Below are 16653 nucleotides of genomic sequence, written 5' to 3'. Positions count from 1 at the left end.
GGATCAGGCGGACTGCTTGCGCAGCAGGTCGCGCTTTTTCAGATGCACCAGGATCTGGCTCACCGCCGCCGGGGTCACGCCCTGGATGCGGGAGGCCTGGGCCACGGTTTCCGGACGAACGGTCTGGAGTTTCTGCCTGATCTCGTTGGACAAGCCGCCAATCACGTCATAGTCCAGATCCACCGGCAGGGCGGTGTTTTCGTTCCGGCGTAAACGCTCGATCTCATCGGTCTGGCGGGAGATATAGCCTTCGTACTTGATCTCGATTTCCACCTGATCCGCCACCACCGGGTCTTCTGCCTGCTCAGCACCAATCTCGGCAATGTGGCTGTAAACGATTTCCGGGCGACGCAGCAGCTCCGCCAGGGACTGATCCCGGGTCATCGGCTGCTTGAGAAAGCCGTTGGCCCGCGCACCGGCTTCGGTGTTCGGATGAATCCGGGTGGCTTCGAGACGGCTGCGCTCGGTGGCAATGGCCTCACGCTTGCCATTGAATTTCTGCCAGCGTTCATCGTTCACCAGGCCCAGCTTGCGGCCGGTTTCGGTCAGGCGCAGATCGGCGTTGTCTTCCCGCAGGATCAGCCGGTACTCGGCACGGCTGGTGAACATGCGGTAGGGCTCGGAGGTGCCCATGGTGATCAGGTCATCCACCAGCACGCCCAGATAGGCTTCATCCCGGCGCGGGTACCACTCGTCTTTGTCCTGGGACCGCAGGGCGGCGTTGATCCCCGCCAGCAGACCCTGGGCACCGGCTTCTTCATAGCCGGTGGTGCCGTTGATCTGGCCGGCGAAATACAGACCCTGGATGAACTTGGTTTCCAGGGTGTGTCGCAGGTCCTGGGGGTTCAGGTAATCGTATTCGATGGCATAACCCGGCCGGGTTATGTGGGCCTTCTCGAACCCCGGAATCGAACGCACCGCCGCCAGCTGGATATCAAACGGCAGGCTGGTGGAAATGCCATTCGGGTACAGCTCGTTGGTGGTCAGCCCTTCCGGTTCCACAAAAATCTGATGCGAATCCTTGTCGGCAAAGCGGTTCACCTTGTCCTCGATGGAGGGGCAGTAGCGAGGGCCCACACCTTCAATGCTGCCGGCAAACATCGGCGAACGGTCAAAACCGCTGCGAATGATGTCGTGGGTTTCTTCAGTCGTGCGGGTGACGTAACAGCAGACCTGTTCCGGATGCTGACTGCGGCTGCCGATAAACGACATCACCGGAGCCGGGTCATCACCCCACTGCTCCTGCATCACCGAGAAATCCACAGACCGGGCATCAATCCGCGGCGGTGTGCCGGTTTTCAGGCGGCCGACATTGAACGGCAGTTCCCGCAGGCGTTTGGCCAGGGCGTTAGCCGGGGCATCGCCGGCACGGCCGCCGGCATGGTGTTGCATACCGATGTGGATAACCCCGCCGAGGAAGGTCCCGGTGGTCAAGACCACTGTCTTCGCGTTAAATCGGATGCCCGTCTGAGTGACGACACCGGTCACCTGATCGTTTTCCACAATCAGGTCGTCCGCCGCCTGCTGGAACAGGGTCAGGTTCGGCTGGCTCTCCAGGGTATGGCGGATGGCCGCCTTGTACAGTACCCGGTCCGCCTGGGCGCGGGTGGCACGGACCGCCGGTCCCTTGCGGCTGTTCAGCACCCGGAACTGAATGCCAGCCTGGTCCGTGGCTTCTGCCATGGCGCCGCCCAGCGCGTCGATTTCCTTCACCAGATGGCTCTTGCCGATACCACCGATGGCCGGGTTGCAGGACATCTGGCCCAGGGTCTCAATGTTGTGGGTCAGCAGCAGGGTTTGGCAACCCATGCGTGCAGCCGCCAGCGCGGCTTCGGTACCGGCATGGCCACCACCAATGACAATGACATCGAAACGGGTCGGAAAATCCACAGTTCACCTCGGAAATCGGGCTGAAAAAAAGGTATAAAAACAGGGCGGCGAGTATAACGCCTCACCTGGGAAAATGCAGTCGGAATGTGCAAATTTTAACCAGATAAAATCGCCATTGAAAGCCGGCTGGTTGTCACAGGGGGCCGGAAACCGCTTTTTTCACGATTCAGTGGGTAGTGGAAAACCGAAATTTCCGGCTTTTCATAGGCTTGGATTGCTCTTCTCAGAAAAGTTTTCAAGAAAGTTATCCACATGCAAGGCTACTTGTCAACCACCCAAAATAACACCTTAACCTATTGTTTTAATTAATATACATACAGGTAATCCAGAGTTTGTCCGTAGGTTGTCCAACTAATTATCCACAGAATGAGCCGCGGTTTTGCGCCGCAGCTGCCATACCACCACCAGAACCACCCCGTTCAGCACTGACAACAACAGGAAAAAGCCCGGAATGCTCACTTCAAGCAGGCCAAGGACTACAATCCCGGCCAGGGCACTCACCACCATGAACAGGGCGTTGATCACATTCAGTGCAGCGATGATCCGGGCGCGTTTGGTTCGCGGGGTTTCATGCTGGATAAAGGCATACAGGGGCACGATGAACAGACCGCCGCATACCCCGATGCCGGCCAGATCCAGCAGGACTCTCAGGTAAACCGGGTCGGTCACCAGGGTCCACCAGGTGGAGGCAACCGGATCGTCCGGCACCGCGAAGAACAGATCAATCCCCAGCAGACTCAGGCCAAGGGCGCCCCAGGGCACGGGGGCCAGGGTAATCCGGTGTTTGGTGAGCCGTTCGCACAGCATGGAACCGATGGCGATACCGATAGTGAACATGGCCAGCAGCAGCGTCACCACCGTTTCATCGCCCAGCAGACTGGTGCGGGCAAAGTTGGGAAACTGGGTCAGGTAGGCGGCGCCAAGAAACCAGAACCAGGAAATCGCCAGTACCGCCAGCAGAACCTGACGTCGCTCCGCCGCCACGATCATCAGATTCCGGGTTTCCAGCACCGGCCGGAAGCGAACCGTAATGCCGGAAACGTCGGGCCCGGTTGCCGGAACCTGGCGCGCCGCCAGGTACCCCAACACCGCCATCACCACCACGGCAATCGCCGTCAGCCTGGCGGCAGTCTCAAAACCCATCAGCAGGCCCGCGGCAATGGTGCCCAGCAGGATCGCCACGAAGGTGCCCATGCCCACCAGACCGTTGCCACCCACCAGTTCGTCGTCTGCCAGTACCTGGGGCAGGATGGCGTATTTTACCGGGCCGAAAAACGTGGACTGGGCGCCCATCAGGAACAGCAGGACCAGCAGCAGTTCGTACCATCCAAACCAGAGCCCGAGTGCCGCAACCGACATGATCACAATTTCCGCCAGTTTCACATTCCGGATGATCCGGGCTTTTTCATAGCGATCCGCCATTTCCCCGGCGATACCGGAGAACAGGAAGAACGGCAGTATGAACAGGAAGGCCGCGAGATTGACCACGACATTCACCGACAGGCCCATCAGGTCGCCGGCGCTGTAGGTAATCAGCAGCAACAGGGCGTTCTTGTACAGGTTGTCGTTGAAGGCACCGGAGAACTGGGTCAGGTAGAACGGCAGAAACCGGCGCTGACCGAGCAAACGGAACTGACTGTGTGTTGCCATGAAGAATCCTGTTTTGGTGCAGCTTGCAAGGCCGGCGCCCTCAGAAATCGTCAGCACGGTTCCGGGGTGCTGCTGCCAGCCCGGTGCCACCGGCCCGGCCTGCGGCCTGGCGTTCCAGTTCCTTTTCCACGGCGTTGGAGGACTGGGCAAACCGGGCCAGCAAGTTGTACAGCACCGGAATGATGAACAGGGTCAGTGTGGTGGCGAAGGTCAGGCCACCGAGAATCACCATCCCGATGGCCGCCCGGCTCTCGGCCCCGGCACCGGTGGCAATCACCAGGGGAATCGCACCGAACACGGTTGAGATGGTAGTCATCAGCACCGGACGGAACCGGAGGCAGGCACCCTCAAGAATCGCATCCCTCACCTCGTAGCCCCTGTCCCGGAGCTGGTTGGCAAATTCCACAATCAATATGCCGTTCTTGGCCATCAGCCCCAGCAACATGATGATTCCGATCTGGCTGTAGATGTTGAGACTGATCCCCGTCCACCACAACGCCAGCAGGGCACCGGTGACCGCCAGGGGCACCGAGAGCATGATGATCAGCGGATGAATCCAGCTTTCAAACTGCGCCGCCAGCACCAGGAAAACGATGACAAACGCAAGAGCGAAGGTGACATAAATCGCGGCGGAGGACTCCTGGAATTCCCGACTCAGGCCCCTGTAACTGACCCGCGCTTCCGGAGGTAGGTTATCCACAGCCAGGTTGTTCAGATACGTGAGGGCAGAGCCGAGATCGTAGCCGTCAGCCAGAGAGGCACTGATAACTACCGCCGGAAGCCTGTCAATACGGCGCAGGTCCGGATTGGCACCAATCTCTTGCACCGAAACCAGCGCCTGCAGCGGGATCAGGTTGCCACCCTCACGGGGCCGCAAAAAGATTTGCCCGAGGTCTTCCGGCGTCGCACGGTTGGCATCCTCTGCCTGGATGATGACATCGTACTCACGGCCACGGTTGAGGTAAGTGGTGACTTGTCGGGACGCCAACATGGTCTGGAGTGTCAGCCCCACATCCTCAATGGTGATGTCCAGATCGGCGGCCCGTTCGCGGTCAATGGAGACCCTCAGTTCCGGCCGGGTAAGTTCAAAATCCGTGTCGAGGTTCTGAAGATTCGGGTTTTCTCTGGCCCGCTCGACAATCTCGTCACTCCAGGCCTGGACCGATTCGTAGTCCGGGCCGGCAATCACGAACTCAACCGGCTGGCTGAATCCTCGCTGACCCAGACCCGGCGGGTTTACCGCCACAGTCCGGATACCTGAAACGTCAGCCAGCTTCTTTCTTATTTCACTGGCGACCTCTTGCTGCTTGATGTCCCGCTGCTCCCAGGGCACCAGGCCCATAATCAGGAACGCAGCGTCTTCTTCGTCCCGAAACCCGACGATAGCCAGCAGCCGATTGGCGATGCCCTCGTCCAGATAGGGAAGAAGCTGCTGCTCTACCTGGCGGACATAGTGATCAGTGTACTCGACCGTCGCCCCCCTCGGGGCGCTGGTGGGCATGATAATCACGCCACGGTCTTCCGTGGGTGCCAGTTCCTGGGGCAGCTTCGGAAAAACCACCACCGCAATCACCAGTCCGACCATGCCAATCCCCAGCAGCAGTCCGGGCTGGTTCAGGGAAAACTGCAGCAGCCTTCTATAACCGTTGGTAAGCCCGTTCAGGACTTTTTCACTGGCGGCCCAAAGACGGTGCCCCTCGGCCGATTCCGGGCTGTGCCTGAGCCACCTGGAGCACAGCATCGGTGCCAGGGTCAGTGCCACCAGACTGGAGAAAACCACCGCCGCCGCCAGGGTAAAACCGAATTCGGCGAACAACCGGCCGATGTTGCCCCCCATGAACGAGATGGGAACAAACACCGCCACAAGCGTCAGTGTGGTGGCAATGACCGCAAAAGCGACCTGTTTTGCGCCCCGGTACGCGGCGAGCAGAGGCGGCTCCCCCTCATCAATCCGGCGCTGGATGTTCTCCAGCATCACGATGGCATCGTCCACCACCAGGCCAATGGCAAGAATCACTGCCAGCAGGGTGAGAACGTTGATGGAGAATCCGAGAAAGCCCAGACCAATAAAAGCACCAATAACCGCGACCGGAATGGTCACCGCCGGAATCAGGGTGGCCCGCCAGGAACGCAGGAACAGGAAAATCACAAGGATCACCAGAGATACAGCGATCGCCAGGGTGGTGACCACCTCCTTTATGGAGGCCCGGATAAAGATGGATTCGTCGTAGCTTTCGGCAATGGTCACTTCCGGCGGCAGGATTTCCCGGATCTTCTCAAGCTCGGCCCGAACGGCATCGGATACCGCTACGGTATTGGCCTTGGACTGCCGGATAACGCCCATCCCGATGGCGGTCTGGCCGTTGGCACGCAAGCGACTGACATCGGACTCAACGCCCATCTGCACGTTCGCCACCTCACCCAGGCGCAGCAGATCGTTGCCATCCCGGCGAATCACCAGTTCCCGGAACTCCTCAACATTCGACAGACGCCCCTCGGCCCGAACCGTGAAATTGCGGGTGGAGGAATCCACCGAACCGGCTGGCAGCTCAACGTTATTGGCTCGCAACGCCCGCTCCACCTCCGCCACGGTGATTTCACGGGCAGCCAGCCGCTCCCGGTCAAGCCAGACCCGGATGGCATACCGGCGTTCACCGCCAATGCGGACATCGGCGACGCCGTCAAGAACCGACAACCGGTCTGCCAGCACGCGGTCGGCAAAATCACTCAGCTCGGCGCTGTCCCAGACATCACTGCGCAGGGTGACCCACATCATCGGCCGGGCGTCGGAATCTGCCTTTTGCACCACCGGGGGATCCGCTTCGTCCGGTAGCTGGTTGGCAACCCGTGATACCGCATCGCGCACATCGTTGGCGGCGATATCCACATCCCGGGAGGTGGAAAACTCGATACTGGTCCGGGACTCGCCCTGCTCGGTTGAAGATTCAATGGAACGGATGCCTTCAATACCACTGATCGCACCTTCAATCACCTGAGTGATCTGGGTATCCACCACCTCCGCCGCCGCGCCGGTGTAATCGGTGGATATGGACACCACGGGCGGGTCGATATCCGGGTACTCTCGCACCGGCAGACCCAGCAATGCCGCCAGTCCGAACACCACAATCAGCAGGCTGAGTACGGTGGCAAAAACCGGTCGCTTGATGGAAAGGTCTGAGAGAATCACGAATTATGACTCCCTGGCGGTAACAAAACGGTTATCGGGAATGGCCTTGTCATCCTCCAATACCCGAATCCGGTCACCGCTGCTGAGGCGGTCCTGGCCGGTGACAATGACCGGATCGTCTTCCCCAAGCCCACTGGCAATCTCGACCAGGCCCGGCATACGGGAACCCAAAATAACAGAGACCCGCCGGGCCACCCCGTCTTCCGCGACAAAAACATACTGTTCATCACCCCGGACCATCACCGCCTGCTCCGGAATCACCAGGGCCTGCCGTTCCCGAAGGGTGAGCGTGGCCGACATGAACTGACCCGGCCTGAGCAGCCCGTCCGGGTTATCAATCAGCGCGCGTACCGGCAACGACCGGCTCAGCTCACTGACCCGCGACCCAAGTTCAACCAGTTGTCCGGAAAATGGTCGGTCCGGATAGGCTGGGGACGTGCCCTTTACCTGTTGCCCGAGACTTACCTGGCCGAGAAAGCGTTCGGGAATCGAAAAGCCGAGCTCCATCCGATCCGTGGTGTCCAGGGAGGTTACCGTAGTTCCGGAGGTAATATAGGCGCCTACGCTGATATCACTCAGGCCGACCACGCCGGTAAACGGCGCTTCAATACGGTGATTTTCCAGACGGACCCGTGCCGACTGACGCTGGGCCTCGGCCACATCCACCGCTGTCCTCAGTGCATCCACCTGGGACTGGGAAATACTGTTGTTGGAGCGCAACCGCTGCGCCCGCTCATATTGCCGGCGGGCATCCGCCAGCTGGGCTTCGATCACCTGCAGATCGGCCCTGGCCTGGCGATCATCCAGGCGCAACAACACCTCGCCCTGCTCTACCCGGCGACCTGTCCCAAGATTCAGGGCCACGACCCTGCCGCTGAGTTCGGTAGTGAGTTCCACCGCGTTCAGGGCCTTCAGGCTGCCAACAGCCCTCACCACATCCTGAACCGTTTGCAGCCGTGGCAGGATCGTATTGACCGCACTGGCCGGACGCTCACCACCGTCCTGAGCTTGGGTGCCCTCGTCCAGCTTCTGGTAGATAACGGCGCCGCCGACAGCTACAGCCACCATCACCAACGCAATCAACCACTGTTTCCACATAGAATTTCCAGGCTCTTCCCGGTTACGGTTTATCAGTTATTCGTTATCACATTTACCGGATAACAAGCACCACTTCACCCAGGGTTCCCACCCCGTCGTCATCCCAGGTAGCGGTAATGTCCGCATCAAAGGTGCGAATGACCTCCCCGGAAAAGTTCCTGACCACGCCACGGGCCGAAAGTTCGCCGGTGAAGTAGGCTTCAGGTACCAGTTCAGGGGTCCTGTCCGCGTAATCATCGAGCGATGGACCGGCGCAGCCGCTCAGCAGCAGAGCTGAAGCTACTATCCAGAGTATAGGTGCCGGTAGGCACTTCGAAATCACAGTTAGCAGGCTTTGCATGACTTTTACACTCCCTGATCGGTTTTTGGGATGGCATGGGCGCTGAGAGATACGCCGGCCCGGTCGGTAACGACCATTCCCTGAAACCACCGATGCCGGTTCCGTCAGTTCGGCCAATTGTCCGTTCTGACATTCCTGTCAGTGGTTTTCGTCAATGGCAGTGCCTGGGGAATGGCGTACAACAACAGAAACGGGCGGTTGTCGCCCCAGACTGATTCCGGGACAGATACAGAGGATTCCGCCATGCCGGTTTACAAGGCGCCCCTGCGCGACATGAAGTTTCTGCTGAACGAAGTGTTCGACTACCCGCGCCATTACGCAACTCTGGCCAGCGGTGAAAGCGCCACGCCGGACATCGTGGAAGCCATACTCTCTGAGTGTGGAAAATTCTGCGAGCAGGTACTGAGCCCCCTGTATCTCTCGGGAGATGAAGAAGGCTGCAAGCTTGAGAATGGTCAGGTAACCACACCGGCAGGCTACCGGGAAGCCTATCAGCAATACGCCATGGCTGGCTGGCAGGGGCTCTCGGCCCCGGAGGAATTTGGCGGCCAGGGTCTGCCCGCTTCCATGGGCCTGCTGAAACAGGAAATGATGGGCACCGCCAACTGGCCGTTTTCCATGTATCCCGGTTTGTCCCTGGGCGCCATGAACACGATTTTCCTGCACGGCTCGGACGACCAGAAACAGACCTACCTGCCGCCACTGACGGAAGGACGCTGGGGCGGCACCATGTGCCTGACCGAGCCCCAGTGCGGCACCGATCTCGGACAGGTGAAAACCAAAGCCGAACCCCAGGCCGATGGCAGCTACCGGCTCACCGGCACCAAGATATTCATCTCTTCCGGCGACCACGACCTGACCGGGAATATTGTTCATATCGTGCTGGCCCGACTGCCGGACGCGCCGAAAGGCACACGGGGTATCAGCCTGTTTATCGTTCCCAAGTTCCTGCCAGACAACGAGGGTGGCCCAGGCAAACGCAATTCTGTGGTGTGCGGCAGCCTGGAAAAGAAAATGGGCATAAAGGCCTCCGCCACCTGCGTGATGAATTTCGACGAGGCTACCGGCTTTCTGATTGGGCCGGAGAACGAAGGCCTGAACTGCATGTTCACCTTCATGAACACCGCCCGCATCGGCACCGCGATTCAGGGTGTCGGGCCCGCGGAGCTGTCCTATCAGTGGGCCCTGGCCTACGCGAAGGAGCGCCGCTCCATGCGCGCGCTCTCGGGCAAGAAGGAACCGGACCAGGTAGCCGACCGCCTGATCCACCACGCCGATGTACGCCGGATGCTGCTCACCCAGAAGGCCATTGCCGAGGGCGGACGGGCGATGCTCTACTACGCCGCCCGTCTGGCGGATCATATGGTGGAGGGCTTTACCGATGGGGATCACAAAAAGGCGGAGAAGTACGACGACAAACTCGGTTTCCTCACCCCGATCCTCAAGGGTTTTCTGACCGAACTCGGTTACGAGGCGGCTAACCTGGGCGTGCAGGTGTTCGGCGGCCATGGCTATATCCGTGAACATGGCATGGAGCAGATTGTCCGGGATACCCGCATTGCCACCCTGTACGAAGGCACCACCGGCATCCAGGCCCTGGACCTGCTTGGCCGCAAGGTCTTGCTCATGACCCGGGGCGGCGCGGTGCGTGAATTCACCCTGAACATTGCCAACTTTGCCCGCAAGCACCTGACCGATAAACGGCTGCGGCCCTATGCCCTGGAGCTGCTCAAGCTGACTGGCCAATGGAATCTGCTGACCGTGCGGATCATGCTGGCCGCCCGCAAGGACCGGGATGTGGTCGGCTCCGCCGCCTACGATTTCCTGATGTACAGCGGTTACGTCACCATGGCCTATATCTGGCTACGCCAGGCCGCCGTGGCTGTGGCTAGGCTCGATAGCGGCGGCGAGGAATCGGCCGGGTTCTACCAGGCCAAGCTGGCCACCGCCGAGTTCTATTTCCAGCGGTTGTTGCCCCGGGCCCAGAGCCACGGGGCCAGCATGCTCAGCCCCAGCAAGAACCTGATGCAACTGGATGCCGAGGATCTGGCCTTTACCGGATAAGCTCTCCAGACGAGGGAAGTCGGCTGGCTTCCTTTTTTTGGTACAGGCTCCATAGGCGCCAGTGCCTAATGATTGCTTTGTAAGCTTTGGTCGAACGCGTCACGAATCGGCGCCATCCTGTTTGTCGCCACCTGCTGTTTGGCCAAACAGCAGTTTTTTTCCTTCGTCGGTGACCGTCGGGCGACCAGACCAAGGCGCGCCTTTTTCATAGGCAGCAATCACCGCCGGACGCTCTTGCATCGAGCGGAACCAGCGCTCGAGGTGGGGGAAGTCAGTCAGGGTTTGCTTTTGCCGCTCATGAGGGACGATCCAGGGATAGATGGCGATATCGGCAATGGAGTAATCGCCGGCAACCCAGTCCCGACCACTCAGGCGGCGATCGAGTACATCGTACAGGCGGTTGGTTTCATTGACGTAACGATTGATCGCGTAAGGGATCTGTTCCGGTGCGTACTGCGCGAAGTGATGGTTTTGCCCCGCCATCGGCCCCAGCCCTCCCATCTGCCACATCAGCCATTCCATGACCGTTTTTCTCCCGCGCAGATCAACAGGCAGGAGCCGCCCGGTTTTTTCCGCCAGGTAGAGGAGGATGGCGCCGGATTCGAACACTGTGATCGGTCCATCACCATCGCCGGGGTCGTGGTCGATGATGGCCGGCATGCGATTGTTGGGTGAGAAGGCAAGAAACTCCGGCTTGAACTGGTCTCCAGCGCTGATATCCACCGGATGAATCCGGTAATCCAGGCCGGTCTCCTCCAGAAAAATGGTGATCTTGTGGCCATTGGGCGTCGGCCAATAATAGAGATCGATCATCATTCAGCTCCAGGCATTAATTCCAGAGTCTCGGCCAACAACTCCACCCGATCCTGACCCCAGAACTGCTCGCCATTCAACACATAGGCAGGAGCACCGAGAACGCCCTGCCGGACGGCATCCTCGCTGTTGCGGTCGTACTGGTCCGTAATATTCGTTGACTGGGCGGCCTGGATCAACCCGTCGGCGTCCAGTTCAAGGGCGTTCAGAATGTCACGAATCACCGCTTCATCCGCAATGTTTTTCTCCTCGGCCCAACAGGCTGCCAGCACCCGCTGCACAAACTCGCCAGGATTGTGGCCGGCCTGCTGCAGTGCAATAACACAACGATCTGCCAAGCCGGGGTCTGTCGGAAAATGCGCAGGTTTGAGGTTGACGGCCAAACCGCGTTTCCTGGCCCATCGTTCAATCTCAAGCAGGCGGTACGCCTGACGGCATGCCGGGCGTTCAGGGACGGGTTTCGCGCCGGAGTTGGCAAACACCTCTGCCAGTTTTACTGGCTTGAAGTTGACCTCAGCCCCCGCCTGCCCGGCGGTCTCAAGGAATGCCTGATGTCCAAGGTAGGTGAACGGTGAAATGCTGGTGAAGTAATAATCAATCCTGGGACTCATCGCTTTCGACTCCTGGACAATTGCTGTTGGTTTTTACCTGTCCAGTACTCTATCGGTTATTGAGTGATCGCTCAACAAAAAGTTCAGCGCGTGAAGCCTCACGTGCTGCCGCTGAAGCAGGCCTGAAGAACATCTCGGGCTGACGTGTTTTCCCTGTTCTTCTCAAAATCTACAGTAGCCGGGTTTGCTGCTCGGAATGGCCAAACTGCACGCAGACCGCCATTGATGAAGTCCTCCTGCCAGCAGAGCAGATTTCTCCGGAAAACGTGATGACTGGCAAGAGGTGCGTAATTACATCGAGGCCGTCAACTCTGCGATTACCCAACTTGCCAGTACCCCCCCCCTTTCCAATCGTCTGCTGAAACATACTCATGAACTGTTGCTGCAAGGGGTGCATGGCGAACACAAATTGCCCGGGGAGTTTCGGAGCAGCCAGAACTGGATTGGTGGTTCCAGCCTAGCCGATGCCAGTTTCATCCCACCCCATTATGAAGGTGTGGTGGCAATGATGGGCGATCTGGAATTGTTCTGGCATAACGATCAGATTCAGGTGCCCCAACCGATCCGTATTGGCTTGAGCCACTACCAGTTTGAGACCATTCACCCGTTTCTTGATGGTAATGGCCGTATCGGGCGCTTGCTGATTCCACTTTACCTGGTAAGTCATGGCTTGCTGAATAAGCCATCGCTGTACCTGTCGGACTTTTTTGAGCGCAACCGCGCCAGTTACTACGATGCGCTGATGCAGGTACGAACCAATAATAATGTGATTCATTGGCTGCGGTTTTTCCTGAATGGGGTGTCGGAAACCGCCACTCGTGGGCGTGATCTGTTCCGGGAGATTCTGGCATTGCGTGCTCAAGTGGAGCAGGACGTGCTGGGACAGCAGACACTGATTACACTAGGTGGCTACTACCCTTCGTTATCAATCATATAATAGCTTTCCGGGGTTCGCTCGGGGAATGTGCAGAAAATCGTAAATTTTGCGCCTTTTCGCGTTTCACTTGCCGATAGTTCGACGCACGCACGGCCAAGGGCATCAGTTGGCTCCTAAACCGTCTAAGCTTACACTACGCCCTGATAAATTTTGTTCCGAGCAGCAGTCATGGCCACCACCTACGCCAGAATCAATGCAGATATCCTAACCTGGGCCCGGGAGCGGGCACAGCTTAGTGTGTCTGCTCTGGCATCCAAACTGGGGGTGCCAAACGATAAACTTGACGCCTGGGAGCGAGCGGAGAAACCACCGACCTTCAAGCAGGCTCAAGACTTTGCCGCCAAAACCCATATTCCGTTTGGCTATCTTTATCTGAAGCAGCCGCCGGAAGAGACGTTACCGCTACCAGATCTTCGAACGGTCGGGGGGCATCATCCTAACCGACCTTCTTCCGAGCTTATCGAAATGGCCCAGATCGTTCTGCGACGGCAGGAATGGTACGCGGAGTATCTCCGAGACCAAGGTGTGGAGCGCAACCCATATGTTGGTCGGTTCACTGCTCGTTCCAATATCCTGGATGTGGTTCAGAACATGCGGCAGGTGCTCGGCATACCAGCTCATCCCGAGCGAGGTAACTGGGAAGATTACTGGCGCCTACTCATCCGCAAGATCGAAGAGGCGGGCATCCTGGTCATGCGGCAGGGATTCATCCGTCATCACTCTCGCCCGCTGTCTGTTCAAGAATTTCGCGGCTTTGCGATTTCCGATCCTCTGGCACCGGTGATTTTCGTCAACCAAGCCGACGCCCCGGCCGCACGATTGTTCACCTTGATCCATGAATTGGTGCATATCTGGCTTGGCAAAAGCGGGGTTTCTGACGCAAGTCCCGATACTCACCAAAGAGAAGAGATTTTCTGTAACGCTGTAGCGGCGGAATTTTTGGTTCCTGAGGCGGAATTTGATACCCACTGGCAAGATGCGGAAGATTGGAAAGAAAACCTTCCAGTATTGGAAGCTCATTTCCGCGTCAGCACATGGGTAATCGCAAGGCGGGCACTGACACTCGGGAAAATCTCCCGGGATGAGTACCGGAATTACGTCGACGATCTTCAGGAACGTTACCGGAACCGTGAACGAACTCAAGGTGGCCCTACGTTCTACAGAACTCAACGAGGGCAGATCAGCGAAACCTTCTCTAAGGCTCTGGTCAGTGAAGCTCTCAGTGGGCGCGTTCTTCTTCGGGATGCGGGTAGCTTACTGAATATGAAACCCCACAAAATAACCAACTATGCCAAAGAATTAGGGATCTGATGTATTTGCTGGACGCCAACACCTATATCCAGGCAAAGAATCTCCACTACCAAATGTCATTCTGTCCGGCTTACTGGGCGTGGCTCGACCAACAGTACGCGATGTCAGCGCTGGCGAGCATCCGCACAGTCTATGACGAATTGTCTGATGGAGATGACGAGCTTTCGGATTGGGTAAAGGATAGGAAGGACCAGTTCATCCCGGTTTCAGACGACGATATCCAGAAAAAGTTCGCAGAAGTAGCTCAGCATGTAGCTGAGCTGGAAGGAAAAAAGCAAGAATTTGTAGCGGAGTTCCTCAGCAAGGCTGATCCTTGGCTGATAGCAACTGCGGCTGTTGTCGGTGGTACTGTCGTTACTCACGAAATACCAGTTCCCCAAAACAGTACCAAGGTCAAAATTCCAAATATCTGCGACGTCTTCGGTGTACCCTATATCACCACTTTCCAGCTCTTGAATCAGCTAGAAGCCCAGTTTGTGCTGGGATAGCGAGCATCCATACATCGTCACCACTCTTGAGCCCATAAGCCGTCTTCATCCTGTCTTCGGGCGTCTAGCTCGTAAGATTTCGCAAGGTCTTCGATCATTGCCGCAAGGTTGGGTTTCGAGTCTTTCCAATGGGTAGAAAAACGCCTGAATTCGTCTGAAACCTTGCGTTCCTGCTTCCCGCCATCGTATGGCATGCGAGAAGTAACACCTCGTGAATTGTATAGGCTGATTCCTTCACGGGGAGAACGACGGTTGCCAAGTCGGTTATCGGTGATGACCACCAAGTCAATGCCAGGGTTGGCATCCACAAACTGCCAGCCCTCTTCTGAGGTCACGCAGGCGGCGCGTGGAGAATAGCCTTCTTCAATCAATAGTGCGCATACAAAGGCAACAGCTTCGGACTGGCTGTCTGCCATAATGGAAATCAAAGGTTCGCGCTGCTGAATGCTGTTCTTGAGTGAACCCCTGGATTCCTCTCGCCCGGCAAACAACTTAGAGGCTGTTACGGCCGGTTTGGATTGGTTGCTCCAGTGCGCCCAGTGATTCTCTACAGCCTCTATGCCGTGACCGGCGATACCCAACTGAATGCCCAACCACAAAGCGGTTGCAGGAGAAGTTTCCAGCCAGGCTTCAAGGATTTCCCTCCACCGTTTCTATAACGCCATCCCAGCCTGGTAGGTTCACCGAGTCGCCGCCCGGCATGGCAAGCGCCGTGGTGCGAGCTGTTGCCGAGATCAACCTTCTCACAAATACAGGAAGCGTTCCTTGGGCTTCACGCTTGTCTGACCACTGTGCGAGATGAGTTGCCGTTATACGCATGGTGAAAAATCTCCGCAGTTATTGCCTGCATGCTAAGCATCATGGGTAGAACCGAAACTATTTGCCAATACAGAAACTGCTGAAGATCTTGCCGAGCAATTCATCGGGTGTCAGATGCCCGGTAATCTCGCCCAAGGCATCCTGGGCAGCGCGCAGGTCTTCGGCCAGCAATTCACCGGCACCGAAGCCCTCGAGTTGACTCTGGCCCTGAACCAGCAGTTCCAGAGCTCTCTCAAGGGCATCCAGATGCCGGCGGCGGGCCAGGAATCCGCCTTCGGTGGTACTGGCAAACCCCATGCATTGCTTGAGATGGTCCCGGAGAATCTCCAGCCCTCCGGCAGATTTCGCTGCCAGACGGATGACCGGAGCACTCTGGTGAGGCTCCGCGCTGATACCAACCCCTTCACCGGAAAGATCCACCTTGTTGCGGATGACCGTAACCGGAGCGTTCGCTGGCAACCGGTCGATAAAATCCGGCCAGATTTCATGGGGCTCGGTTTTATCGGTGGTGGTCGCATCCACCATCAGCAGGATGCGATCGGCCTGACGGATCTCATCCCACGCCCGGGCGATCCCGATCTGTTCCACTTCATCCGGGCTATCCCTCAGGCCAGCGGTATCAATGATGTGCAGCGGCATGCCATCGATGTGGATATGTTCCCTGAGGACATCCCGGGTGGTACCTTCAATGGCCGTTACAATCGCCGCTTCGCGACCGGCCAGGGCATTGAGCAGACTGGATTTGCCCGCGTTTGGCCGCCCGGCGATCACTACTTTCATGCCGTCCCGTAAAATGGTGCCCTGCTGGGCGTCGGCAAGAATCCGCTCAAGCCGGTCAAGCAGGGCCTGAAGGTCACTGGCCACCTTGCCATCGGCGAGAAAATCGATTTCCTCTTCCGGAAAATCGATGGCCGCCTCAACGTAGATCCTCAGGTGGGTTACCGCCTCCACCAGGTCCTCAATCTGCCGGGAAAACACCCCCTGCATGGAACGCACGGCACAGCGGGCGGCCTGTTCCGAACTGCTCTCGATCAGATCGGCAATCGCCTCGGCCTGGGCCAGATCCAGCTTGTCGTTCAGGAACGCCCGCTCGGAGAATTCACCGGGCCTCGCCAGTCTTGCGCCCCGGCTACAGACTTCACGGAGCAGGAGATCCAGGATCACCGTGCCACCATGGCCCTGCAACTCGAACACGTCCTCTCCGGTAAAGGAGTGGGGATTGGGGAAAAACAGTCCTATTCCTTCATCGATCAGTTCACCCTCGCTGTCCAGGAAGGGGCCGTAATGGGCATAGCGTGGTTTGGGGCGGAAACCCAACATCTGTCCGGCAATCTCCGAAGCCTTCGGGCCGGATACCCGGACAATGCCAACACCGGCCTGGCCGGGTGCCGTGGCAATGGCGGCGATGGTGTCAGAATTCTGGCTCATGTTGGTTGTTCCTCGGG

General features: G+C 58.0%; 13 protein-coding genes. 4 read left to right on the top strand and 9 right to left on the bottom strand.

Annotation, left to right across the window (positions count from 1 at the left end):
* Window positions 1–3 precede the first annotated feature (3 nt).
* The 5 genes from mnmG to D0851_RS12575 form a co-directional block, all read right to left on the bottom strand.
* Complete coding sequence (gene mnmG / locus D0851_RS12595; RefSeq protein WP_117618953.1) at window positions 4–1890, bottom strand: tRNA uridine-5-carboxymethylaminomethyl(34) synthesis enzyme MnmG; 1887 nt, start codon at window positions 1888–1890, stop codon at window positions 4–6.
* Window positions 1891–2241: 351 nt separating this feature from the next.
* Window positions 2242–3540: an MFS transporter gene (locus D0851_RS12590; RefSeq protein WP_117620395.1), complete on the bottom strand. Its 1299-nt coding sequence runs from the start codon at window positions 3538–3540 to the stop codon at window positions 2242–2244.
* Between the two features lie 40 nt (window positions 3541–3580).
* On the bottom strand, window positions 3581–6727 hold the full coding sequence (locus D0851_RS12585) for an efflux RND transporter permease subunit (protein WP_117618952.1): 3147 nt from the start codon (window positions 6725–6727) through the stop codon (window positions 3581–3583).
* A 3-nt stretch (window positions 6728–6730) separates the two neighbouring features.
* Window positions 6731–7825, bottom strand: coding sequence for an efflux RND transporter periplasmic adaptor subunit (locus tag D0851_RS12580; protein ID WP_117618951.1), 1095 nt, complete (start codon window positions 7823–7825; stop codon window positions 6731–6733).
* A gap of 52 nt (window positions 7826–7877) precedes the next feature.
* Window positions 7878–8165 carry a DUF3833 family protein gene (locus D0851_RS12575; protein WP_227539291.1) on the bottom strand — a complete coding sequence of 96 codons (288 nt, stop codon included), beginning with the start codon at window positions 8163–8165 and terminating at the stop codon, window positions 7878–7880.
* 243 nt (window positions 8166–8408) lie between these two features.
* Between D0851_RS12575 and D0851_RS12570 the strand changes: the two genes are divergently transcribed.
* Window positions 8409–10229, top strand: coding sequence for an acyl-CoA dehydrogenase C-terminal domain-containing protein (locus D0851_RS12570; protein WP_117618950.1), 1821 nt, complete (start codon window positions 8409–8411; stop codon window positions 10227–10229).
* 99 nt (window positions 10230–10328) lie between these two features.
* Here D0851_RS12570 and D0851_RS12565 read toward each other — a convergent pair whose 3' ends face one another.
* Together D0851_RS12565 and D0851_RS12560 are read right to left on the bottom strand one after the other, a co-directional pair.
* A complete protein-coding gene (locus D0851_RS12565) occupies window positions 10329–11042 on the bottom strand; it encodes a glutathione binding-like protein (protein WP_117618949.1) in 714 nt (237 codons plus the stop codon).
* Window positions 11042–11653, bottom strand: a complete 612-nt coding sequence (locus tag D0851_RS12560; RefSeq protein ID WP_117618948.1) for a 2-hydroxychromene-2-carboxylate isomerase — start codon at window positions 11651–11653, stop codon at window positions 11042–11044. The genes D0851_RS12565 and D0851_RS12560 overlap by 1 nt, the downstream gene beginning before the upstream one ends.
* 283 nt (window positions 11654–11936) lie before the next feature.
* Between D0851_RS12560 and D0851_RS12555 the strand changes: the two genes are divergently transcribed.
* The 3 genes from D0851_RS12555 to D0851_RS12545 all read left to right on the top strand — a co-directional run bounded on the left by D0851_RS12555 (window position 11937) and on the right by D0851_RS12545 (window position 14389).
* Entirely contained in the window at window positions 11937–12590 is a 654-nt protein-coding gene (locus D0851_RS12555) for a Fic family protein (RefSeq protein WP_205422199.1), read from the top strand.
* A gap of 168 nt (window positions 12591–12758) precedes the next feature.
* The gene (locus D0851_RS12550) at window positions 12759–13901 is read left to right on the top strand and encodes an XRE family transcriptional regulator (protein WP_117618947.1); all 1143 of its coding nucleotides are present in this window, start codon (window positions 12759–12761) and stop codon (window positions 13899–13901) included.
* The gene (locus D0851_RS12545) at window positions 13901–14389 is read left to right on the top strand and encodes a DUF4411 family protein (RefSeq protein ID WP_227539290.1); all 489 of its coding nucleotides are present in this window, start codon (window positions 13901–13903) and stop codon (window positions 14387–14389) included. The genes D0851_RS12550 and D0851_RS12545 overlap by 1 nt, the downstream gene beginning before the upstream one ends.
* A gap of 17 nt (window positions 14390–14406) precedes the next feature.
* Here D0851_RS12545 and D0851_RS20340 read toward each other — a convergent pair whose 3' ends face one another.
* Together D0851_RS20340 and mnmE are read right to left on the bottom strand one after the other, a co-directional pair.
* Complete coding sequence (locus tag D0851_RS20340) at window positions 14407–14988, bottom strand: hypothetical protein (protein WP_205422198.1); 582 nt, start codon at window positions 14986–14988, stop codon at window positions 14407–14409.
* Between the two features lie 277 nt (window positions 14989–15265).
* The gene (gene mnmE / locus D0851_RS12535) at window positions 15266–16636 is read right to left on the bottom strand and encodes a tRNA uridine-5-carboxymethylaminomethyl(34) synthesis GTPase MnmE (protein ID WP_117618945.1); all 1371 of its coding nucleotides are present in this window, start codon (window positions 16634–16636) and stop codon (window positions 15266–15268) included.
* Between the last annotated feature and the right edge of the window lie 17 nt (window positions 16637–16653).

This window comes from Marinobacter sp. Arc7-DN-1 (genome assembly GCF_003441595.1).
Lineage (GTDB): Bacteria > Pseudomonadota > Gammaproteobacteria > Pseudomonadales > Oleiphilaceae > Marinobacter > Marinobacter metalliresistant.
Note: the sequence above shows the minus strand (reverse complement) of the source record. Positions and strands in the feature narration are given on the sequence as shown.